The organism is Streptomyces lomondensis, assembly GCF_014651035.1.
Taxonomy (GTDB): domain Bacteria; phylum Actinomycetota; class Actinomycetes; order Streptomycetales; family Streptomycetaceae; genus Streptomyces; species Streptomyces lomondensis.
Map to the genome: position 1 here is coordinate 520,424 of NZ_BMWC01000004.1, position 22,315 is coordinate 542,738.

The window sequence follows — 22,315 nt, forward strand, 5'->3', positions numbered from 1 at the left end:
CGCGGGGTTCAGCCCACGACCCGGCCCAGCTCGATCCGGTCGATGTTCGGCGCCCAGGCGCTCGCGTTGCCGAACGTCACCGTGTTGGTGCCCTGCTTCAGGTCGACCGGGACTCCGACGGTCCAGTAGTCGTCCCAGCTCCAGGTGTTCTTGAAGGTGACCTTCACCGGCGTGCCGGACCCGACCGTGATGTCCGCCGTACGGGACATGATGTCCGTGTTGTAGGCGTGGCCGTTGTCCCGGCGGTCGTTGTGCGCGTAGTGGACGACCAGCAGGTAGCGGCCGGAGCGGGGCGCGTCCACCGTGAACCCGGCGGTGCTGGAGGGGCTGTTGCCGAGCCAGCCGATGTACGAGCCGCCGGACGCGTGCGGGGAGTCGACGAGCCTGGCCCCGCCGGCGAGCGTGGCCTTGGCGCCTTCGTAGGAGAGGGTGCCGGCGGCCGAGCCGTCACCGGAGACGTCGAGGGAGCGGACGGCGGCGTGGGCCGACGTCATCGCGATCCGGTTGTTGCCCGCGACCAGGTAGAGCCGCAGCGGCCGGCCGGGCGCCGCCGTGACCGTCTCGCCGTGCAGCGCGAGCTTCACCGCCGCCGTGGAGCGGGGTGTCACCGTGTAGTAGCCGTCGCGCGGGGCGTAGACGTCGAACACCGCCTTGTCGCCCGAGCGCAGGACCAGGGCGCCCGTGCCCACCCCGGCCGACGACGAGTAGTCGTACGACGGCCGGCCGCTGATGTCCGCGAGCGTGGCCTCGTACGAGGCGGAGGCCGCGCCCGTACGGGCCGTCAGGTCGATCCGGTCGAGGGTCACCTCGGCGTCACCCTTGGACAGGACCAACTGGTGTGTTCCCGCCTTCAGTTGGACGGTGACGTCCCTCTTGGCGCGGTAGGTCCAGTTCTCCGTGGAGGGATAGGTGACGGTGACCGGTGCGGCGCCGTCGACCGACAGCTTCTGGGTGGCCGGGCCGCCGGACTGGTTGCCGTACAGGATCGCCAGGTCGTACGTGCCGTCCTTCGGCACCGTCACCGAGAAGGCGACCTTGCTGCCCGGCTGGTTGAGGGAGCCGACGTCCTTGGTGCCGGAGGCCGCGTAGCCGTTGGCGTTCTGCACGGTGCCCTGCGTGTAGACCTTGCCGTCGGTGATGGCCGCGTCCTCGGCCTCGTACGACGCCGACCACGGGACGGAGGCGGTGGCCGGGGTGCCCGAGCCGCCGGGGGTGAGCACGATCCGGTACGCCGACATCTTGTGCATGCCGCGCAGCGGGACGGTCACCGAACCGTCGTCCGCCACCTTCACCTTGGTGCGCGCCAGGACCCGCGGCGCCGCGTGCTGCCCCTCGTAGCCGGACCAGGCGGCCTCGGCGACGGTCGCGGTCACCGTACGGCCGAACACGGACCGGGGGACGTCACGCACGACCACGTCCGAGTCACCGGCGGAGCCGCCGAGCAGGACCTGCGCCTGGCGGCGGGAGGTGTCGAGGGAGGCGAGACCCTGGAGCGTGTCGATGCTGTTCGGCTGCGGCGGCGTCACCTTCACGGTGTCGCCCGTCATGCCGGCGTACCAGCGGAACAGCCACCAGCCGCCGTTGGGGATGTTGGACCGCACCACATGGCCGCTGAGGTTGCCGGCGGCGTCCCAGTAGGCCATGTTCGCGTACACCTTGTTGCGCTCGAACAGGGACACCCACTGCACGAGCTGCCCGGGCACGGACAGGTCGCGGCGGTTGGCGTACTCGTCGATGTTGATCTTCAGCGGGGCGATGCCCGCCTCGCGTTCCAGCTTGCGGTAGTCGTCGTAGTGGGCCTGGAAGTCGCGCAGGGAGCCGGAGCCGAGCTCATGCCAGGTCATCACCTGGGGCAGCACGTTCTCCCGCTTGGCGAAGGCGAGGAAGTCCTTCAGCAGGCGCGTGTGGTAGGCGGCCTCGTTGGGTCCTGCGATCCGCGCGTCCGGGTCGATCGCGCGGATGCGGTGGTAGACCGTCTTCCAATCCTTGAAGAACCGGTCGCGGTTCTTCTCGTACTGCGCCTGGTCGGCGACGTCGAGCTTGTACCAGATCTGGTCGGGCTCGTTGAACGGGATGTAGACGAAGCGCTCGCTGTTCGGGTCGGCCGATATCTCCTTGACGATCTTGTCGACCTTGGGGAGGTAGTCGTCGATGCCGAGGTCCTCGTACGGCCACTTGGCGTAGATGTCCTGCATCATCACGTTGATCTCGCCGCCGCCGTTACGGAAGAACGACTTCGAGACGGTGAGCGCGTCGCCGTTGGGGTGCTGGGCACCGCCCTCCGGCTTCTGCGAGATGCTGGTGATCTTCAGGGGTTCCATCGCGGCGTCGCTGGGGACCCCGTCGTCACTGAGCCCGTAGAGGGAGCCGTTGGCGCCGAGCATCACCGGGCCCTCGGAGGCGTTGAGGTCGACGGTGAGGCGCTGTGGATCTGCCGCGGCGGCGGGCCCGGCCGCGGGGAGGGTGGCTGCCATGACGGCTGCTCCAAGTAGTGCTGTCATCAGGGCGGTTCTGGTACGGGACCTCGTACCGGCTCTCGTGCGGGTGGGGGTGATCACGCTGCTGGACCTCCAGTCACTTCACGGCTCCACTGGTGATTCCGGACACGATCTTTCGCTGGCCGACGAGGAACACGGCGACCATCGGCAGGCTCATCACCACGACGTACGCGAAGACGAGATGCCAGTTGTTGAGGTAGAGCTGGGCGCTGGCGACCTGGTAGAGGTTGAGCGGCAGGGTCGCCCGGTCTCCGCCGCCGAGGACGAAGAACGCGTAGAAGACGTCGCTCCAGGCGTAGAGCATCACCATGATCGTCGCGGTGGCGATCACGGGCCGGAGCAGGGGCAGCACGATCCGCCAGAAGATCCGTGACGGCGACGCCCCGTCCATCCGGGCCGCCTCCTCCAGCTCCGTGGGGATGGCGCGGATGAAGCCGGTCATGAAGAAGATCGACGTCGACAGGTACATGCCGGTGTACACGGCGATCATGCCGGGGCGGGTGCCCGCCAGCCCCAGCTGCCGCAGCTCCATCACGATGGTGATGACGGCGGGCGGCAGCAGCAGCCCGCTGATGCACAGCGCGTACGCCGCCGAGACCAGCTTCGATTTGCGGCGCGCGAACACCCAGGCGGCACCCGCGCCCAGGAGCAGCACCAGGACCACCGAAGGCACCACGACCAGCAGCGAGTTGAGGAACCCGCGCAGCATCTCGCCCTGGCTGACGGCGTCCGCGTAGTTGGCGGACGGCTGCCAGTGCCGGGGCAGGTCCAGGTTCGGCTCGATCGCCTCCGCCTGCGGCTTGGCCGAGGTGACGGCGACCAGCCACAGCGGCACGCCGACGGCCAGACCGGCGAGCAGGACGACGAGGGACGGGCGGCCGTACCGCCACACCGCGGTCACAGCAGTTGCTCCCTTCGCCGGAGCCCCACGACCAGCGGGATCGCCACCGCGACCACGACCAGGAAGAGGACGAGGCTCATCGCGGAGGCCTGCGCGTACAGGCCCTGCCCGAAGATCCGGAACATGTAGATGTTGAAGACCTCGGTGGAGGCCGCGGGGCCGCCGCCCGTCGTGGCCTGCACGATGTCGAAGGTGTTCATCGAACCGATCAGCGCGGTGGTGACGTTGAAGGTGACGGCCGGGGCGAGCATCGGCCAGCGCACCGACCAGAAGGTCCGCCAGGGCCCCGCGCCGTCGCACTTCGCGGCCTCCAGCATCTCGCCGGGGATGCCCTTGAGCCCGGCCAGATAGATCAGCATCGACAGGCCCATCCACTTCCAGCCGTGGATGAGCGTGACGATCACCAGCGTCCAGGTCGTCGAGCCCAGCCACGGTATGTCCGTGCCGAGGACGGAGTTGAGTGCCCCGTCCTGGTCGAGCAGCGCCTGGAAGACATAGCCGGTGGCCAGGGCCGAGATCAGCACCGGCAGGAAGAAGACGGCCCGGAAGAACCGGTTGAAGCGGCTGTCGTCCTCCAGCAGCAGCGCCAGCACGAGCCCGAAGCCGTTCTGGAACAGCGCCGCCAGCAGCGCGTACACCAGGGTCGTACGGATGGCCCGCAGCAGCGAACCGTCGTCGGCGATGGTCCTGAAGTTGTCCAGGCCCGTGAAGGCGATGTCCGCGTGGTACGAGGACCAGTTGGTGAACGGGTAATAGAAGTTCAGCAGGTTGGGCACCAGGAAGAAGCCCGCGAAGACGACGATCGCGGGGAGCGCGAACCACCAGGGGTGGTGCACGGCGGCGCGCGGCAGCCGTCCCACGCCCTTGGGTGCGCCGTGGGCGGCCGACTGCTGCTTGCGGGTACGTACGACCGTGTCCGCCATGATCAGAACCCGGGCGCGCCCTGGGCCTTGGCCACCTGGGCGAACTGGTCCTGGATCGCCTGCGCGACCTGCTGCGGGCTCTTCTTGCCGAAGATCATGTCGGCCAGGTAGAGGTGCGTGTCCGGGGCGACGATCGCCTTGGCCTGGAAGACGCCGATGGCCTTGGGCAGGGCCGCGACCTGGGCCTTGGACGTCTCGGGCAGGCCGTCGGGCGTGGGCACGGACGGCTGCACGGACGGGATCTTCATCGTCTTGATGTAGTCCGGGTAGTCCGGGCCGAGCCAGAAGGCGAGGAACTGCCGGGCCGCGTTCTGCCGCTTGTCGTCACCGGTCTTGAAAGCGACGACACCGTTGGTCTGGTCGGGGGAGTACAGGCCCGTGGCCGAGGAGTTGGCGACCGGGAACCAGCCGATCTTCTTGTCGATCTCGGCGGTGGAGTACTTGGCCTGCAACTGGCTCTGGAAGGACGTGACGTTGAGGACCATGCCGACGTCGCCCTTCCACAGCGCGTCGGCCTGCCCGGTGAACGTGCCCGTCCGGTAGTTCTTCTGGGCGAGCCCGGCGTCGAGCAGCTTCTCCTTGTACTTCTTGACGGCGCCGACCACGACCGGGTCGGTCCACTTCTTCTTGCCGGCGTTCAGGTCGGCCCACCACTGCTGGTCGAGGTCGGTGAGCTGGACCTGCATCTGCCACTGGAGGGGCCACTTGTCGCCGCCGGCCTCGTAGAAGGCGGCCGCGTCGGTCTTGTCGACGACCTTGTGGCCGAGGGCGAGGAGTTCGTCGTAGGACTTGGGGAAGTCCTTCTCGCTCAGCCCGGCCTGCCGGAAGACGTCCTTGTTGTAGTAGACGCCGAGCATGGCGGGGCTGGTGACGATCGCCGCGTACCGCTTGCCGTCGATGACGCCGAGGGACTTCTCGGTGTCGCCGAGCTTGGAGACCCACGGCTCGCCGTCGAGGGTGAGCAGGTTCTGCTTCGGCTGGACGAACGGCAGCGTGGAGATGGACGGCTGCCAGAACATCAGGTCGGGGCGGTCGCCGGAGGCCAGCTTCGTCGGCACGTTCTGCTCGTAGAGGTCCGGGATGGCCTGGGTGTCGACCGTGGCGCCGGTGGCCTTCTCGAAGGCGTCGATGACCTGCTTCGGCGCGTTGACCGTGTTCTGCGCGGTCCACATGGTCAGCTTCACGCCGTCGAGGCGGGCGGTCGGGTTCACCGCCGTCCGCTGGGCGTCGTCCGAACCGGACTCCCCGGCGGTCGGGTCACTGCACGCGGTGGCGGCCAGGCCGGCGGCGCATATCAGCGCCAGGGCGGGGAGCGCTCTTCTCTTCATGACGTGCCTTTCCGGAGCAGGCGGTTCGGATCAGAAAGCGGGACGCACAACTGCTGGGCTGGCAAAAGCTGTTCAGTGACCGGCGGGCGGCGGGCCCGAGCTCTCCCGCACCACCAGTTCCGGAACGGACACCGGATGCGGGGCGACCGGCGCGGACTCCTCCAGCGCCCGGTGCAGCAGGCCGAACGCGGCCCGCCCGAGGCCGGTGAAGTCCAGGCGTACGGTCGTCAGGGACGGGGTGAGGAAGGCGGAGTGCGGGGCGTCGTCGAAACCGGCCACGCTCACCTCGCCCGGCACCGGGCGGCCGGCCTCGTGCAGGGCGCGGAGCACACCGAGCGCGAGGTCGTCGTTGCCGCACAGGATCGCGGTGACGGACGGGTCCCGCGCGAGCTTCAGCCCGGCCGCGTGACCGCCCGCCGGGCCCCAACTGCCCTGCACCGGGCGGGGTTCCGGGGCACCGGCCTCCTTGAGCGCCTGCCGCCAGCCGCTGGTGCGGGCGCTGGTGCGGCGCGTGCTGGACGGGATGGCGACGTAGTGCACGGTCTCGTGGCCCAGGGCGAGCAGATGGCGGGTCGCCTGGTAGGCGGCCTCACGGTCGTCGGCCCACACCCAGGGGCTCTCCCCGGCCGGCGGGCTCGCCGGGGTCTCGACCACGCCGACGACCGGCAGCCCGGCGGGCACGGCTCCCAGCGCCCGTACACCGGCCGGATCGTATGCGATCACGATCAGTCCGCCGCCCGCGTCCGCCGCGCGCTGCACCTCGGCGGCGACCGCCGCGTCGTCGGCGGACTCCAGGACCCCGATCCCGACCGCGTACGACGCGGCCCGGGCGGCCTCCTCGATGCCCTGGAGGATCGAGGCGTAGCCGTAGTGGGTGGTGTTCGCGGTGAGCACGGTCACGGCCCGGCTGCGGCCGCTGGCCAGGGCGAGGGCGGTCGCGTTGCGGCGGAAGCCCAGTTCGTCGATGGCGGCGAGCACCCGCTCCCGGGTGGACGGCCGGACGCTGGGATGGCCGTTGATCACCCGCGAGACCGTCTGGTACGAGACGCCCGCGGCGGTCGCGACGTCCCGGATGCTCGCCGGGCGCCTTGTGTGACCGGTCACATTCATGCGAGGATTGTGACCGGTCACACTTGGGTCGTCAAGAGACCGTAACGAGGGATTCACGCGGACCGCCGCTCCCGGGAACGGGGCGGGGCCAGGAGGGGGAGCACCTTGACCGGCACGGCGGATGCGGCGCGCAGGGACTCCGACCAGCGGCAGGACGAGTTCACTTGGGGGCACGAGGCGCTCGGCGCCCGGTTCGCCGTGGCGGCCGACGGAACCCTGCGGTTGCTCCAACTGGCCCGCCCCGGCGACGAGTGCCCCGCCGACCCGCCGGCCGCTCTCCCGCTCGTGGAACTCACCGCCCTCGGCCACGGCAGCGGCTGGTCCGGCCCCCGCTTCACCGGCACGGCCTTCGGCGCACGGCTCGGCTACCGGGCCCACCGCGCGGGCAGCCGCGACGGATGGGAGTGGCTGACCGTCGAACTCCACGACCCGGACACGGGGTTGACGGCGTTCGCGGAACTCACCTCACCGACCGGACTGCCCGTCCTCCGCTCCCGCGTCCGGCTGCGCAACGAGGGCGACGAGCCCCTGGTCGTCCAGTCCGTCAGCAGCCTGCTGCTCGGCGGCCTGCCCGCCCCGGACGCCCTCGACGTGCACCGGGCCCGCAACGACTGGCTCGCCGAGTGCCGTTGGTACGCCGAGCCGCTGCGCGCCTCCGTCGCCGACATCAACACCGACGTCCACGAGCACGACAGCCGGGCCGCCCTCGTCCTCACCGGGCGCGGCAGCTGGCCCACCGACGGCCATCTCGCCATGGGCGCCCTGACCGAGCGGGACGGCGGCCGGGCCTGGGTGTGGCAGGTGGAGTCCCCGGCCGGCTGGCGCTGGGACCTCGGCGAACGCGCCCACGGCAGCTACCTGGCGCTGAACGGGCCGACGGACGCGGAACACCAGTGGCGGGTCCGGCTCGCCCCGGGCGAGGAGTTCACCACCGTGCCCGGCGCCCTGGCCCTCGGCCCGGACCTCGACGCCGCGCTGGGCGCCCTGACCTCCTACCGCCGCGCCGTCCGCCGCCCGCACCCGGACCACACCGCCCTGCCCGTCGTCTTCAACGACTACATGAACACGCTGATGGGCGACCCGACGACGGCCAAGCTGCTGCCGCTGATCGACGCCGCCGCCGACGCCGGAGCCGAGTACTTCTGCATCGACTCGGGCTGGTACGACGACGACACCCGGGGCTGGTGGGACAGCGTCGGCGCCTGGCAGCCCTCGCCGCGCCGTTTCCCCGACGGCGGCATCCAGGCGGTCCTGGACCGGATCCGGGAGCGTGGGATGGTGCCCGGGCTGTGGCTGGAGCCCGAGGTCGTCGGGGTGCGCAGCCCGGTCGCCGCCGAGCTGCCGCCCGGGGCGTTCTTCCAGCGCGACGGCGTGCGCCTGGCCGAGCAGGGCCGCCACCAGCTCGACCTGCGGCACCCGGCCGCCCGCGCCCACCTCGACAAGACGGTCGACCGGATCGTCGGCGACTGGGGCGTGGGCTACCTCAAGCTGGACTACAACATCGTCGTCGACCCCGGCACCCAGGCCCCCGGCGACCTCGCACCCGGAGCCGGGCTGCTCGGCCACGCCCACGCCTACCTCGACTGGCTCTCCGGCGTCCTGGACCGCCACCCCGGGCTGGTCGTCGAGAACTGCGCCTCGGGCGGCATGCGCATGGACGGCGCCACCCTGGCCGTCGCCCAGCTCCAGTCCACCAGCGACCAGCAGGACCCGCTGCGCTACCCGCCCATCGCCGCCGCCGCGCCGACCGCGGTCCCGCCCGAGCAGGGCGCCGTCTGGGCCTACCCGCAGCCCGAGTACGACGACGGCCTGATCGCGTGGACCCTGGGCGGGGCCCTGCTCGGCCGTATCCACCTCTCGGGCCACCTCGACCGCATGGCGGACCACCAACTGGCCCTCGTCCGGGACGCGGTGGAGGTCTACAAGTCGATCCGCGGGGACCTCGCGCGGGCCCTGCCGTTCTGGCCGCTCGGCCTGCCCGGCTGGACGGACGAGTGGCTGGCCCTGGGCCTGCGGGTCCCCGGTGACCGTACGGCGTACCTGTCGGTGTGGCGGCGCGGCGGGCCGTCCGAACTGCGGCTGCCGGTCCGGCATCTGGCGGGCAGGGCCGTCCGCGCGGACGGCCTGCATCCCACCGCTCCGGGAGCCGGCCGGGCCGCCTGGGACGGGGACGGGCTGACGGTGAGCGTGCCGCGGACGCCCGGTGCGCTGCTGATCCGGCTCACGGCGCAGGGGTAGGCCGGGCGCCGCGGAAGGGCGGTCCGCCGGGCCCTGCCGCCGGATCGCCCGTAGATTGGTGGTACAGGGCGGTCGGGCTCGCCGACCGAAGAGAGCGCGCCATGGCAGCGGACATCAACTTCACGGCCTTCTTCGACGCCACCCCGAGCCCGTACCTGGTGCTGGACACGGACCTGGTGATCCGCTACGCGAACCAGGCGTACCTGGCGGCCACCAAACGCACCAGGGACGAGCTGATCGGGAAGTACTTCTTCGACGCCCTGCCGGAGAACCCCGGCACCGCCGGCGACGCGGAACGCAACATCAAGGCGTCACTGCGCCGAGTGCTGGACACCGGGACTCCGGACACCCTGGTCCTGCAGCGGTACGACATCTCCGCCCCCGACCGGCGCAGCGGCTTCGAGGAGCGCTGGTGGTCCAACATCCACACCCCCGTCCCAGGCCCGGACGGCCAGGTGGCATGGATCGTCCAGAGGTCCGAGGACGTCACGCCCTTCATCCGCTCACGCCGGGCCCGCCGGCTCACCGAGGAGTTCACCGAACGGGAGAAGGGCATGGCAGCCGAGCTCTACGTGCGGGCCCGCGAGCTGCACCGGCTGAACCAGGAACTGCGCCAGGCGCACGCCCGCGAACGCCAGGTCGCCGTCGCCCTGCAGGAAGCCATGCTCCAGGACCGCGACCTGACCCAGCACAACGACAACATCGCCGTGCGCTACCTGCCCGCGACCAGATCACTCAACGTGTGCGGCGACTGGTACGACGTCGTCGACCTGCCCCCCGACCGCTACGCCGCGGCCGTGGGGGACGTCGTCGGCCACGGCCTCCAGGCCGCGGCCGTGATGGGCATGCTCCGCAGCGCCCTGAGCGCGGCCATCCGCGCCATCCCCAGCCCTGCCCAGGCCCTGGAAGTCCTCGGCCTGTACGCCCGCTCCGTCGAGGGCGCGACGGCGGCGACCGCGGTCAAGGTACTCATCGACACCCGCAGCAGACTGATCATCTACAGCAACGCCGGGCACCTGCCCCCGGTCCTGGTCCACTCCGACGGGACCTGCGAGCTGCTGGACCAGGCCACCGACCCACCGCTGGGCGCCCGCCCCTACCACGTCCCCCGCCCCCAGGCCGTCCTGCCCTACACACCGGGCGACAGCCTCGTCCTCTACACCGACGGCCTCATCGAACGCCGTGACGAGGACATCGACACCAGCCTGGACCGCCTGATCTCAGCGCTGTCCCAGAACAGCGCCCTCGCCCCCGGCCGGCTGGCGGACGCCCTGCTGACCCACCTCAGCGTCACCAGCGGAGCGCCCGACGACATCGCCCTCGTTGTCATCCGGCTGTGACGCCGCGAGACGCCTTCCGCCCGCGTCCCGGCGGAACGCCCACGCCATCTCGGGCTCCATCACCCGGCGGAACACCCGCCGCACCGGCGGGGTGCACAGCGCGGTCACGAGCACCGCGGCGACGACCGTCACGACGAGCACGCCCACGGGCCGGTGCACCCACGCCGGCTCGTACCAGCCCCAGAACTTGGACCCCTGGGCGACGAAACCGTGCAGCAGATAGCCGTACAGCGTGCCCGCGCCCAGCATGGTGAACCACGCCCGGCGCCCGGGCACCCAGGCCAGGAAGCAGGCCACCAGGACCAGCGAGCAGCCGAAGGTCACCAGCGTCATGACCGGCCCGTACCAGGAGGGCGCGGCGAGTTCCTCGGCGCTGTCCCGGTGGTAGAACCAGGCGCCGGTCATCCGCGGGACCGCCCAGTAGGCCACGGCGAGCGCGCCGGCGAAGACCGGCACGGCGAGGATCCGCACCGCGCGGCGGCGCACCTGGTGGAAGTGCTCCGGCTTCAGCAGCAGGCCGAGCACGAAGTACGGCAGGAACTGGAGCGTGCGCTGGAGGTCGAGGTCGTTGCCGACGGACGGCGAGAGCGTCGCCAGCATCGCGACGAGGAGGGCGAGCGGAAGCGGCCACCGCACATGCCGCCACATCGGCGTGGTCAGGCGCCAGACGAACAGCGCCGCCAGGAACCACGTCAGGTAGAGGGGGTCCAGCAGGCTGACCGGCCGGTCCGGCTCCTGGTCCGTCCACCGGGTGAACAGCGTGTACGCCGTCTCGAACACGACGTACGGCACGGCGAGCCCGGTGACCAGGCGCCTGATCCGCCCCGGGGCGGCGTCGAAGGAGCGCGAGAAGTAGCCGGAGATGACGATGAACGCCGGCATGTGGAAGGCGTACACGACCATGTAGAGGGCGCTGACCGCGCGGCTGCCGTCCCGCAGCGGCTCCCAGGCGTGCCCGACGGCCACCAGGACGATGGCCAGGTACTTGGCGTTGTCGAAGAAGGCGTCGCGCTGCCCCGCCGGTCTCGCCGTGGGCTGCTCTGTCCGTTCGCGTCTTGCCGGAGATACGGCTGTGGGGTGCCGGTGCGACATCCCCGCCGCCTGACCACTGCGGGGCGGGGTAAACCGCTTGCCGGTGTGGGTGTAGCACGGATCACACCAGCGGTGACGGTGCCGCCGGGCCGGGAGGGCGAAGGGCTCGGCGGCACCGTCACACGGGGAGCGGTCAGCTCACGGAGCAGTCGGCGCCGTTCAGGGTGAAGGCCGTCGGGCTCGGGTTCGCGGTCCCCCGGGCGGCCGTGAAGCCGAGGGTGACCGAGCCCGCCGCGGGGATCGTCGCGGTGTACGAGGCGGCCGTGACGCTGACCTCGGAGCCGCTCTGCGTCGCCGTGCCGCCCCAGAGGTTGGTGATGCGCTGGCTGTCGGGGAAGGTCCAGCGCAGCGTCCAGCCGTTGATCGCCGACGTGCCGGTGTTGCGGAGGGTGATCTCGCCCTGGAAACCGCCGGGCCAGCTGCTCGTCACCCGGTAGCCGACGCCGCAGGACGAGGGGGAGCCGCCCGGCGAGGTCGTGACCGTCACCGTGCCCGAGCGGGGCGAGCGGTTCCCGGCGGCGTCGCGGGCGTAGACGGCGAAGGTGTGGGAGGTGGCGGCGGACAGTCCCGTGAGCGTGGCGGTGGTCCTCGTGGTGCTGGTGACGGCCGTCTCGCTGCCGCCGCTGATCCGCACGATGTCGTAGCCGGTGACGCCGGTCGCGTCGGTGGCGGCGGCCCAGGTCAGGGTGACGGACGAGGAGGTCACGCCGGAGGCGGTCGGGGCGCCGGGGGCCGTCGGGGGAGTGGTGTCGCCTCCGCCGGAGGAGTAGATCGCGGCCTCCTTGGCGGTGGCGGCGATGCCGTTCGCGCCGTTGAAGAGCCGCTGTCCCCAGGACGTGAGCTGGTTCGGGTCGAAGTTCGTGACCATGTCCAGGTACTCGACGCCGCCGCCGTTGCCGCTCCATGACCAGCCGAGGTAGCCGAGGCGGAGCTGCTGGGTGACGGCCAGGATGGTGTCCTCGTCGGGGTTGCCGTCCGAGTGGTCGTGCCCGAACTCGCCGACGACGATGGGCAGTTCGGCGGTGACGAAGCGGTTCAGGTAGTCGGTGATCTCGGCGGCCGTGTCGAAGACGCCGTACATGTGGATCGAGAAGACGGTGTTGGCGTCCGGGTCGGCGGCGAAGACCGAGGCGGCGTTGTCGCGCATCGTGAACGCCCAGTCCTGGCCCCAGTTGGGCGCGTCGACCATGATCGTGTGGTCGAAGCCGGCGTTCCGCAGCTTCTGGATCGCCGCCTTGGTGTCGGCCGTCCAGGCCGTGTAGCCGGTGTTGCCGTGCGGCTCGTTGCCGATGTTGACGATGACGTAGTCCTCCTGGCCGGTCAGCGCGCTCTGCACGCTGATCCAGTAGTCGGCGGCGCGGGAGAGCGTGACGGCTCCGCTCTGCTCGCCGTAACCCGTGGTGTCGTGCACCTCCAGGACGCAGATCAGCCGGTTCTGCTTGCACTGCGCGACCACGTTCGCCACGTCGGCGGTGTCGTTGCGGGTCCAGCGGTCACCGCTGGACAGGACCACGCGGACGGTGTTGGCGCCCTTGGCCTTGATGTGGGCGAGCGAGCTGATCCGGTCCGCGTACCAGGTGTGCGCGTGGTTGACGCCGCGCATCACGAAGTCGTTCCCGGAGGCCTCCACCAGCCGGCCGTTCTCGACGCGGAAGCCGGTGGGGGCCGCGTGCGCCGGAGTGCCGAGCGAGAGGAAGGAGAGGAGGAGACCGAGCAGGGCGGCGGCGACGGTGGCCAGGCGGGGGACGGAGGGCGGGTGGGGTCTCATGGCGGCTCCAGAAGTGGGGGTGGGCGGGGGCCTGTTCTGGGCGGGGCGGCTTGGGTTGGGTTGGCCTGTTCTGTGCGGGCTTGGGCCGGACTGGGCCTGTTGCCGGAAGGGGGCGTTGAAGCTGGGGGGGACCGGGCCTTGGCCGGGTGTCAGGCGGCCGGGGTCTTCGCCGTGCACGTGACGGTCGCCGCCGGGGCGCCGGCCGTTGCCGGGGCGGTGGCGACGAAGCCGAACGTGGCGCTCGCGCCGGGGGCCAGCGCGCCGTTCCACGCCGCGTTCGTGACGGTGGCCGTGCCGTCGGCGGCCGTCGTGAGGGTGCCGTTCCAGGCCTGGGTGAGGCGCGCGCCGCCCGCCGGTACGACGGTGGCGGACCAGCCCGGGACGGCGGCGGCGGAGGTGTTCGTCACCGTCACCTCGCCCTGGTAGCCGCCCTGCCAGGAGGAGACGGCCCGGAAGCGCGCGGTGCAGGCGGCGGGGTCCTCGCCCGGGTCACCGGGACCGCCCGGGTCCTGGGGGACGCCCGCGTCGAGGACCGCCGCCAGGGCCGGGAACCAACGGGCGGCGATCTTCGCGTCGCCGGAGGCGTTGGGGTGCACGCCGTCGTAGGTGTCGGTGGCCGTGCTGAAGCCCGTCCACTGGTCGACCACGGTGACGGGGGAGCGGTCGGTGCCGGTCCCCCTCGCCCAGTCGGGGATCCGCGCGTTGAAGTCGACGACGCGCTGCGCGCAGGCCGCGCAACTGCTCGGATTCATCGGGATGAGCTGCGCGACGAGGATCCGCATGTCCGGGTTGGAGGCCCTCATCTGCGTCACGAGCTTGGTGTAGGCGGCGAGGATGCGGTCGGGGGCGATGCTGCTCCAGACGTCGTTCGTGCCGAAGTGCATGACAACGATGTCCGGGCGGGTGGCCGCGAGCCTGCCGGGCAGCAGGTTCTGGTCGGCGACGTTGGTCACGAGTTCGCCGCCGTGGCCCTCGTTGTCGCCGTCGTGTGCCTGGCCGCAGCCCTGCGGGGGGAGGGTGCCGACGAAGTCGATGTCCGGGTAACCGCTGTTGACCAGTCGGTTCCAGAGCACCGCCCGCCAGCAGCCCGGCGAGCCGGTGATCGAGTCGCCGAGCGGCATGATGCGGACGGGGTCCGCCGCGGGGGCGGCCGTCGCGGTCGCGGCTGTCGCGCGGGGGGCGAGCGTCATGCCGAGGGGGAGGAGCAGGGCGGCCAGGAGGCCGAGAACCGGGATGAGCCGTAAGTGCGAGGACGCGCGGCGGGTGCTGTGCATGGTGGTCCCTTCCCTGGATGAGGTGGGAGCGCTCCCATGACATCAAGCCACTATTGTCATTCACGCGTCAAGAGGGGTGGGTGGAACAGGTGACGGGTCTTCAGGTCGGCTGCGCGCGGCACGAGGGCGGGGGCGCGGGGTGAGGCCGTCGGATGGCGAGCGAGGCGCGGCGGATGAATGAGCGCGCTGTGATGCTCAACGAACTCGCCCAGGGCTTGCGGCCTCTGTCCCAGGGGCTCGCATGGTTCGAAGACATGGCCGAGGAGGAGCAGTTCGTCGTGCTGCGGGAGCTCTTCCAGTTCTGCGTCCAGGCGCGTGCCGTCGGTGAGGACGCCTTGGAGGGCATCCGGCGGTCCGGGCTCCGGCCGACCCACACGCCGGCGGTTCTGCTCGCGCGAGGGCGCATCGAGGAACAGTTGGGGAAGGTCGCCCGGCTGCGGCCGAGGCATGAGCGGATCAAGGCGTTCCGTCTGCTGGTGCAGGTCCTGGGGCTTGCGGACGCGCGGCGGCGGGAGCGGTTCTGCGTCGACGGGTGCGGTCATGCGTGGCATCGGTTGGCAGGGGAGCGAGAGGCCGGGTTGCCGGTTGGCTGATGCCGTTCGAGTGGTGACGTGATCGGAGCCCTGCCCTTTTCCCGGACGTCTCCCGTCTCGTCCCGGACGCCTCCCGTCTCGCGGACTTTTGCCGGGCCATGAGGCATTCATGACCGGATGCCCAGGGAGTCGAGGTCATGATGGTCGGCGTCAGTAAGGCATGCCTTGGCTAACTCATGTGAGGGTGGGTCGGGCTCGGGCCGGAAGGGTCGCGGCACATGTGGGACGACGCGTTTCCAAGTTTCCTGATCGGGCTCAGGGAAGGGCTGGAAGCCGGGCTCATCGTCTCCGTGCTGGTCGCCACGCTGGTGCGGGCCGGCGCCAAGTCCCGTCTGCCGCAGGTGTGTACCGGGGTGCTGGCCGCGGTCGCGCTCTCGCTGAGCTTCGGCGCGGTGCTCACCTTCACCGCCGCCTCCCTCTCCACCACCGCCCAGGAAGCCTTCGGCGGAACGCTGAGCCTCGTGGCCGTCGCCTTCGTCACCGCGATGGTGTTCTGGATGCGCCGCTCGGCCCGCAGCCTGGCGGGCGAGATCAAGGAGAAGGTCACCGAGGCACTGGCCATGGGCGCCGGTGTGCTGGTCGTCACCTCATTCCTGGCGGTGGGGCGCGAGGGCCTGGAGACCGCCCTGTTCCTGTGGACCACCGCCCGCGCGGCCGACGAGTCGGCAGGGCCGATGGCCGGCGCGGGCATCGGGCTCGTCCTGGCGGCCGGCCTGTGCTGGGGGCTGTACCGGCGGGCGCTGCGCATCAACCTCACCCGCTTCTTCACCGTCACCGGCGTGGTGCTCGTCGTCATCGCCGCCGGCGTGCTCGGCTACGGGCTGCGCGACCTCCAGGAGGGCGGGGTCCTGCCCGGCGGGACGGCCTACGCCTTCGACCTGAGCGGCAGTGTGGACGCCGGGTCCTGGTACGGCACGCTGCTCCAGGGCGTGCTCAACCTGACACCGACGATGACCTGGCTCCAGGTGATCGGGTATGCCGGGTATCTCGCCGTGGTGATGCCGCTGTTCGTGCGCGGAGTGCGTGGAGTTCGTGGAGTGCGCGGTGGACCGGGGGGTCGGGAGCAGGTGACGGCCGGTGCCACACCCACCCGGTCCGCGATCGCGGCGCCCGCCCAGCCCACCAGCCCCGCGCCCAGCCGCACCCGCCCCGCCTGGCTCACCCCCGTCGCAGTCGTCGCCGTCCCCGCCCTCCTGGCCGGACTCGTCGTCGCCCTGGCGCGGCCCAAATCCGCCGCCGGTGAGACCGTCGCCGTCTCCGCGACGGACTGCGGCCGGGGGTTCACCGCGCCCGATCCGGGCCGGCAGGACTTCCGGATGCACAACACGGGGGACCAGACGTCCGAGGTGTATCTCATCGACCCCTCCACCAACGCGGTGTACGGGGAGATCGAGGGCCTGGCCCCCGGTACCACCCGGGACCTCGTCGTCACCGTGGCCGGCGGTACGTACGCCTGGCGCTGCGTGCCCGCCGACGGCAGGGCCGTCACCTCCGAGGCGGTCCGGGTCGGCGGCGCCGGTGGCGGGAAGGCCGTCGTGCCCGTGTCCGAGCGGGATCTCGCCGCGCCGCTGAAGGCCTACCGGGCGTACGTCGACCGGGGACTGGCCGCCCTCGTCACCCAGACCCGCCGGCTCAGTGACGACATCCGCGCCGGGTGCCTCGGCACCGCACGCTCCGACTGGCTCACCGCCCACCGCACCTACGCCTCCCTCGGCGCCGCCTACGGCACCTTCGAGGACTTCGACCAGAAGATCAACGGCCGGCCCGACGGCCTGCCGGGCGGGGTGCGTGACAAGGACTTCACCGGCTTCCACCGGGTCGAGTACGGGCTGTGGCACGGCCAGTCGGCGGCCGAGCTCACCGGCCCGGCACAGCAACTGGCCCGCGACGCCGACGGGCTGCGGAAGGCGTTCCCGCACCAGGACTTCGACCCGTCGGACCTGCCGCTGCGTGCCCACGAGATCCTGGAGAACACCCTCCAGTTCGAGCTGACCGGCGACACCGACCAGGGCAGCGGCACCGGACTGGCCACCGCCGACGCCAACCTCGCCGGCACACGCGAACTGCTCACCGTGCTCAGGCCGTTGCTCACCACCCGCGCCCCGCGCCTGCTCCCCACCGTCGACACGGACATCGCGCGCCTTCAGGCCCTGCTCGACTCCGAGCACCGCGGGGGCCGCTGGACCCCCGTCGCCCGGCTCGACCGGACCGCGAAGGCCCGGCTCGACGGGGCCACCGGTCAGCTCCTCGAAGACCTCTCCCCGGTGCCGGACCTGCTGGAGATCAGGAAGTCCGCGTGAGCACCGGCCGCCACCAGCACACCGAACACCCCGAAGGGAACGTCCCCATGCCGTCCGCCGACACGCCCCCGCCGGGCTGCCCCGCCCACACCGGCCGCCGTTCGTTCGTGAAGACGGCCCTGGGCGCCGGAGCCGCCGGAGCAGCCGGAGCCGTGCTGGCCGGAGGCGGGTACGCGCTCGCCGGGAGCGGCGGCGGTACGGCCCGGGCGGCCGAAGGGGCGGACGCCGGCCCGGTGGCCTTCCACGGCACCCATCAGGCCGGGATCCTCACCCCGCAGCAGGCGGCCGCGGCCTTCGTCTCCTTCGACGTCATCGCCGACGACCGCAAGGAACTCGCCGAGCTGCTGCGGACGTTGACACAGCGGGCCCGGTTCCTCACCTCCGGCGGCACCCCCACCGACCTGGGCGTCGGCGCCCCGCCCTCGGACAACGGCATCCTCGGCCCGGTCGTCCCCGCCGACGCGCTCACCGTCACCGTCGGCGTCGGCGCCTCCCTCTTCGACGACCGCTACGGACTCGCCAAGGCCCGGCCGCGCCGGCTCACGCCCATGCGGACGTTCCCCAACGACAACCTGAACCCCGCCGAGTGCCACGGCGACCTGTCACTCCAGATCTGCGCGGCCCGGCAGGACACCGTCCTGCACGCGCTGCGCGACATCGCCAAGCACACCCGGGGCGCGATGCAGATCCGGTGGCGCGTCGACGGCTTCCAGAACGTGCCCCGGCCCAGCGGAACCCAGCGCAACCTGCTGGGCTTCAAGGACGGCATAGCCAATCCGGACGTCGCGTCGGCCCGGGAGATGGACCGCCTCGTGTGGGTCGGGGACGGGCAGGGCGAGCCCGCCTGGGCGACCGGCGGCAGCTACCAGGTCATCCGGATCATCCGGATGCTCGTCGAGTTCTGGGACCGGGTCTCGCTGAACGAGCAGGAGCTGATGTTCGGCCGGCGCAAGGACACCGGCGCCCCGCTGGACGGTACCAAGGAGACCGACAGCCCCGACTACGCCAAGGACCCGCACGGCACGGCCATCCCGCTCGACGCGCACATCCGCCTCGCCAACCCGCGCACCGCGGCGACCGACACCTCCCGCATCCTGCGCCGGGGCTACAACTACGACCGGGGCGTCGACACCGTCGGCAACCTCGACATGGGCCTGGTCTTCTGCTGCTACCAGCAGGACGTACGGCGCCAGTTCGAGGCCACGCAGACCCGGCTGATCGACGAACCCCTGGTCGACTACATCTCCCCGACCGGCGGCGGCTACTTCTTCGCGCTGCCCGGCGTGCGGGACTCCTCCGACTGGTTCGGCCGGGGACTGCTCTCGGCGTGAAGTCCCGTCCGTGTCAGAAGTGTTGACCGGACACTGAAAGCGTTTTAACTTCCCCTCACCGAACACGCCGAGGTGAGGGGGAGCCGTGGCAACTGCCTTACGGGAACCAGCAGGTGTGAAGGGGGTGGACCCGGATCGCCGTCGCCCCGCAAGGATGAAGCGCCCGCGTAAAGGTTTTCAGAGCCGGACGCTGTTCCTGCTCATGCTGCCCGGTCTCGCCTACTTCCTGCTCTTCCACTACGGCGCCCTCGTCGGCAACGTCATCGCGTTCAAGGAGTACGTGCCGTTCGACGGCCTGTGGGGCAGCCCCTGGGTGGGCCTGGGCAACTTCCAGCGCATGTTCGAGGACGCGGCGTTCTGGGACTCGGTCCTCAACACCCTCTGGATCGCCGTCCTCCAGCTGGTCTTCTACTTCCCGGTGCCGCTCGGCCTCGCCCTGCTGCTGCACACGCTCACCTGGTCGTCGGTGCGCCGGTTCGTGCAGTCGGTGGCGTATCTCCCGCACTTCATCTCGTGGGTGATCGTCGTCGCGCTCTTCCAGCAGGTGCTCGGGGACACCGGCCTGCTCAACAGCGGCCTGAGCGGGGCCGGTCTGCACACCGTCGACATCATCGGCAACCCGGACGCGTTCAAGCCGCTCGTCGTCGCCCAGGTCATCTGGAAGGACGCCGGCTGGGGCACGATCATCTTCCTCGCCGCGCTCGCCCAGGTCGACGAGCAGCAGTACGAGGCGGCCGCCATCGACGGCGCCGGACCCTGGCGCCGCTTCTGGCACGTCACCCTGCCCGCCATCCGCCCGGTGATCGTGCTGCTGCTCATCATGCGGCTCGGCGACATCCTCTCCGTCGGCTTCGAGCAGATGCTGCTGCAACGCGACGCCGTCGGACCGGAGACCGCCGAGGTCATCGACACCTTCGTCTACTACCAGGGCATCGTCGGCGGCGACTACGGCTTCGCGGCCGCAGCGGGCCTGTTCAAGGGGCTCGTCGGCGCCCTGCTCGTCTACGCGGCCAACAAGGTCGCCCACCGCCTCGGCGAACAGGGGGTCTACAAGTGAGCGCGTCCGCCCGGCCCGGCTGGATGGAGAAGCCCCGGCCGCTCACCCAGGCCGCCAAGGCCCTCGCGCTGGCCACGGTCGTCCTGCTGGTGTGCGTGCCGTTCCTGGTGATCGTGTCGACCTCCCTGGCCTCCACCCAGGAGGTCGTCGACAACGGCGGCTGGGTGCTGTGGCCCACGGAGCCCACACTCGACGCCTACCGCGACATCTTCGACGGCGGCATCGTCACCCACGCCCTCGGTGTGAGTGCCGGGGTGACGATCGTGGGCACCCTGCTCAGCCTCGCCTGCACCGTGACCCTGGCCTACGCGCTGTCCCGCCCGGGCGTCCTCGGCGGCAGGCCCGTCCTGCTGCTGGTGCTGTTCACGTTCCTCTTCCCGCCCGGCATGATCCCGAGCTTCCTGCTCGTCAAGGAACTCGGCCTGCTCGACTCGTACGCCTCGCTCGTGCTGCCCGTCCTGGTCAACGTGTTCAACCTGGTCGTGCTGCGCGGCTTCTTCCAGTCCGTCCCCGAGGAGCTGTACGAGGCGGCCCGGCTGGACGGGGCGGGGGACTGGCGGGTGCTGGTGTCGGTGGTGCTGCCGCTGTCCAAGGCCGCGCTCGCCGTCGTCGGCCTGTTCTACGCCGTCGCCTACTGGAACTCCTGGTTCTACGCCTCGCTGTACCTGGAGAGCGAGCACTGGCCGCTCCAGCAGGTGCTGCGCACCTATGTGGTGGCCGGTGCCGGGCTCACCGACGCGACCACCGGCGAGGCCACCGTCACCGCTCCGCAGACCGTGCAGATGGCGGTGCTCGTGATAGCCACCGTGCCGATCCTGCTCGTCTACCCCTTCCTGCAGAAGTACTTCACCAAGGGCGTGCTCACCGGCGCCATCAAGAGCTGACACGAGGTGGTTCACCCATGCCCCGCATGTCCCGACGCACCCTCCTGCGCTCCATGGCGGTGGGCGGCGCCGCCGTCTCCGTCCCCGGTCTGCTGACCGCCTGCTCCTCGGAGTCCGACGACGGCGACGTCTCCAACGCCGGGAAGAAGCTGGCCCCCTGGCCGGCCTACAGGCCCGCCACCGGTCCGAAGCCGGACCTCCCTCCGACCGAAGAGGGCGTCCAGGCCGGTTACACCTCCTACCCCTCCGACCTGGTCAAGTCGGTCTCCCGCACCCCGGGCGACGGCTCCACCGTCCGCGTCATGACCGTCTCCTTCGGCACACCGCCCAAGCCCGCCTCGCAGAACCGCTTCTGGGCGGCCGTCGAGAAGGCCATCGGCGTGAAGATCGAGTACACGGTCATCTCCCAGGCCGACTACCAGAAGAAGATGGCGACCGTCATGGCCGGGGACGCCGACGCCCTGCCCGACATCATCAACCTGTTCTCCGGCTTCACCCTGCCCCGCGAGGCGCAGTTCGTGCAGCGCCGCGCCCAGGACCTCACGCCGTACCTGTCGGGCGACGCCATCACCGACTACCCCAACCTCGCGGGCATCCCCACCCACGCCTGGCGCGACATGGGCCGCATCGGCGGACGCATCTACGGCATCCCCCTGGAGCGCCCGCTGCCCGGCTCGACCCTCTGGATCAACCAGGACCTGTTCGCCGGCGCGGGCATGAAGGAGGGCTGGACCGCCGAGGACTTCACGGCCGTGGCCCGGCGGGGCACCCGGGGCAAGACGTACATGCTGGGGGCCGCCAACGGGTCCCTGTTCGGCAACGGCTACCACTCCGCCGCCCACAACGCGCCCCAGCGCTGGGCCGTCACCAAGGACGGCACCTTCCTGTCGTCCGCCGCCGACGAACGCTACAAGGCGTCCATCGCCTTCCAGGCCCAGCTGAGGAAGAACGGCTCCTACCACCCCGACGCCACGTCCATCTCGCAGATCGACCTGACGACCCTCTACTACAACGGCACCGTCGGCTCCATGCAGGACGGCTTCGGCGCCTACCTGCCCAAGTACCGGGAGTCCAAGGGCAAGATGAGCCCCGCCGCGGCCCTCCCGTACAGCGTCGGTGGCGAACCCGGCGGCATCGTCGCCGCCCGCCGCTCCTTCGGCTACACCGTCCTGAAGCAGGCGAAGAAGGAGCGCATCGAGCTGCTGCTGCGCATCCTCGACTACCTCGCCGCGCCCTTCGGCAGCGAGGAGTGGGAACTCGTCCACTACGGCGTCGAGGGCGTCCACTTCACCCGCGCCAAGGACGGCTCACCCGAGTTCACCAAGCTCGGCGAGGTGGAGAACAACACCAACCTGCCGCTGAAGTACCTCGCCGAAGGCCCCCAGGTGCTGTTCGTGCCCGGCATGCCCGACGCCGTGCGCGCCCTGCACGCCTGGCAGCGCAAGGTCGTCCCGCACGCCATCCGCGACGCCTCCTTCGGCCTCCAGTCCGCGACGAACAACTCCCAGGGCGCCACCCTCAAGGCCTTCCTGGACGACACCGTCACGGGGATCATCGCCGGACGCCTGCCGCTGTCCGAGTGGGACGCGACGGTGCAGAAGTGGCGCAGCCGGGGCGGCGACAGAATGGCCGAGGAGTACGCGAAGGACTACGCGGCCAACACCTGAACAGCGGTGGG

16 protein-coding genes are annotated in these 22,315 nt (G+C 71.1%); 8 read left to right on the forward strand and 8 right to left on the reverse strand.

Annotated elements, in window-relative coordinates; all coding sequences use genetic code 11:
- Positions 1 to 8: 8 nt before the first annotated feature.
- From IE255_RS17520 to IE255_RS17540, 5 genes are all read right to left on the reverse strand, one after another.
- Entirely contained in the window at positions 9 to 2,474 is a 2,466-nt protein-coding gene (locus IE255_RS17520) for a CBM35 domain-containing protein (protein ID WP_190051199.1), read from the reverse strand.
- A 100-nt stretch (positions 2,475 to 2,574) separates the two neighbouring features.
- Positions 2,575 to 3,399, reverse strand: a complete 825-nt coding sequence (locus IE255_RS17525) for a carbohydrate ABC transporter permease (RefSeq protein WP_190051200.1) — start codon at positions 3,397 to 3,399, stop codon at positions 2,575 to 2,577.
- Positions 3,396 to 4,322: a carbohydrate ABC transporter permease gene (locus tag IE255_RS17530; protein ID WP_190051201.1), complete on the reverse strand. Its 927-nt coding sequence runs from the start codon at positions 4,320 to 4,322 to the stop codon at positions 3,396 to 3,398. The genes IE255_RS17525 and IE255_RS17530 overlap by 4 nt, the downstream gene beginning before the upstream one ends.
- A 2-nt stretch (positions 4,323 to 4,324) precedes the next feature.
- Complete coding sequence (locus IE255_RS17535; protein ID WP_190051202.1) at positions 4,325 to 5,650, reverse strand: ABC transporter substrate-binding protein; 1,326 nt, start codon at positions 5,648 to 5,650, stop codon at positions 4,325 to 4,327.
- Positions 5,651 to 5,722: 72 nt separating this feature from the next.
- The gene (locus tag IE255_RS17540) at positions 5,723 to 6,760 is read right to left on the reverse strand and encodes a LacI family DNA-binding transcriptional regulator (RefSeq protein ID WP_190051203.1); all 1,038 of its coding nucleotides are present in this window, start codon (positions 6,758 to 6,760) and stop codon (positions 5,723 to 5,725) included.
- A gap of 105 nt (positions 6,761 to 6,865) precedes the next feature.
- Between IE255_RS17540 and IE255_RS17545 the strand changes: the two genes are divergently transcribed.
- Positions 6,866 to 8,998: an alpha-galactosidase gene (locus IE255_RS17545; protein ID WP_190051204.1), complete on the forward strand. Its 2,133-nt coding sequence runs from the start codon at positions 6,866 to 6,868 to the stop codon at positions 8,996 to 8,998.
- A gap of 101 nt (positions 8,999 to 9,099) precedes the next feature.
- Positions 9,100 to 10,338 (forward strand): PP2C family protein-serine/threonine phosphatase, encoded by a 1,239-nt coding sequence (locus IE255_RS17550; protein ID WP_190051205.1) that lies wholly within the window; start codon positions 9,100 to 9,102, stop codon positions 10,336 to 10,338.
- On the opposite strand, the gene IE255_RS17555 is transcribed toward IE255_RS17550, so the two are convergent.
- From IE255_RS17555 to IE255_RS17565, 3 genes are all read right to left on the reverse strand, one after another.
- Positions 10,219 to 11,430 (reverse strand): acyltransferase family protein, encoded by a 1,212-nt coding sequence (locus IE255_RS17555; RefSeq protein WP_229906453.1) that lies wholly within the window; start codon positions 11,428 to 11,430, stop codon positions 10,219 to 10,221. The genes IE255_RS17550 and IE255_RS17555 overlap by 120 nt on opposite strands.
- 133 nt (positions 11,431 to 11,563) lie before the next feature.
- The gene (locus IE255_RS17560; RefSeq protein WP_190051206.1) at positions 11,564 to 13,198 is read right to left on the reverse strand and encodes a cellulase family glycosylhydrolase; all 1,635 of its coding nucleotides are present in this window, start codon (positions 13,196 to 13,198) and stop codon (positions 11,564 to 11,566) included.
- A 149-nt stretch (positions 13,199 to 13,347) separates the two neighbouring features.
- Positions 13,348 to 14,472: a GDSL-type esterase/lipase family protein gene (locus IE255_RS17565; protein WP_190051207.1), complete on the reverse strand. Its 1,125-nt coding sequence runs from the start codon at positions 14,470 to 14,472 to the stop codon at positions 13,348 to 13,350.
- 152 nt (positions 14,473 to 14,624) lie between these two features.
- Between IE255_RS17565 and IE255_RS17570 the strand changes: the two genes are divergently transcribed.
- From IE255_RS17570 to IE255_RS17595, 6 genes are all read left to right on the forward strand, one after another.
- Positions 14,625 to 15,065: a DUF5958 family protein gene (locus tag IE255_RS17570; protein ID WP_229906454.1), complete on the forward strand. Its 441-nt coding sequence runs from the start codon at positions 14,625 to 14,627 to the stop codon at positions 15,063 to 15,065.
- Between the two features lie 218 nt (positions 15,066 to 15,283).
- On the forward strand, positions 15,284 to 17,365 hold the full coding sequence (gene efeU, locus IE255_RS17575; RefSeq protein WP_190051208.1) for an iron uptake transporter permease EfeU: 2,082 nt from the start codon (positions 15,284 to 15,286) through the stop codon (positions 17,363 to 17,365).
- A 47-nt stretch (positions 17,366 to 17,412) separates the two neighbouring features.
- Positions 17,413 to 18,696: an iron uptake transporter deferrochelatase/peroxidase subunit gene (efeB, locus tag IE255_RS17580; RefSeq protein WP_190051379.1), complete on the forward strand. Its 1,284-nt coding sequence runs from the start codon at positions 17,413 to 17,415 to the stop codon at positions 18,694 to 18,696.
- 202 nt (positions 18,697 to 18,898) lie between these two features.
- The gene (locus tag IE255_RS17585) at positions 18,899 to 19,753 is read left to right on the forward strand and encodes an ABC transporter permease (RefSeq protein ID WP_190051209.1); all 855 of its coding nucleotides are present in this window, start codon (positions 18,899 to 18,901) and stop codon (positions 19,751 to 19,753) included.
- A complete protein-coding gene (locus IE255_RS17590; protein ID WP_190051210.1) occupies positions 19,750 to 20,637 on the forward strand; it encodes a carbohydrate ABC transporter permease in 888 nt (295 codons plus the stop codon). The genes IE255_RS17585 and IE255_RS17590 overlap by 4 nt, the downstream gene beginning before the upstream one ends.
- Before the next feature lie 17 nt (positions 20,638 to 20,654).
- Positions 20,655 to 22,304: an extracellular solute-binding protein gene (locus tag IE255_RS17595; RefSeq protein ID WP_190051211.1), complete on the forward strand. Its 1,650-nt coding sequence runs from the start codon at positions 20,655 to 20,657 to the stop codon at positions 22,302 to 22,304.
- Positions 22,305 to 22,315 lie beyond the last annotated feature (11 nt).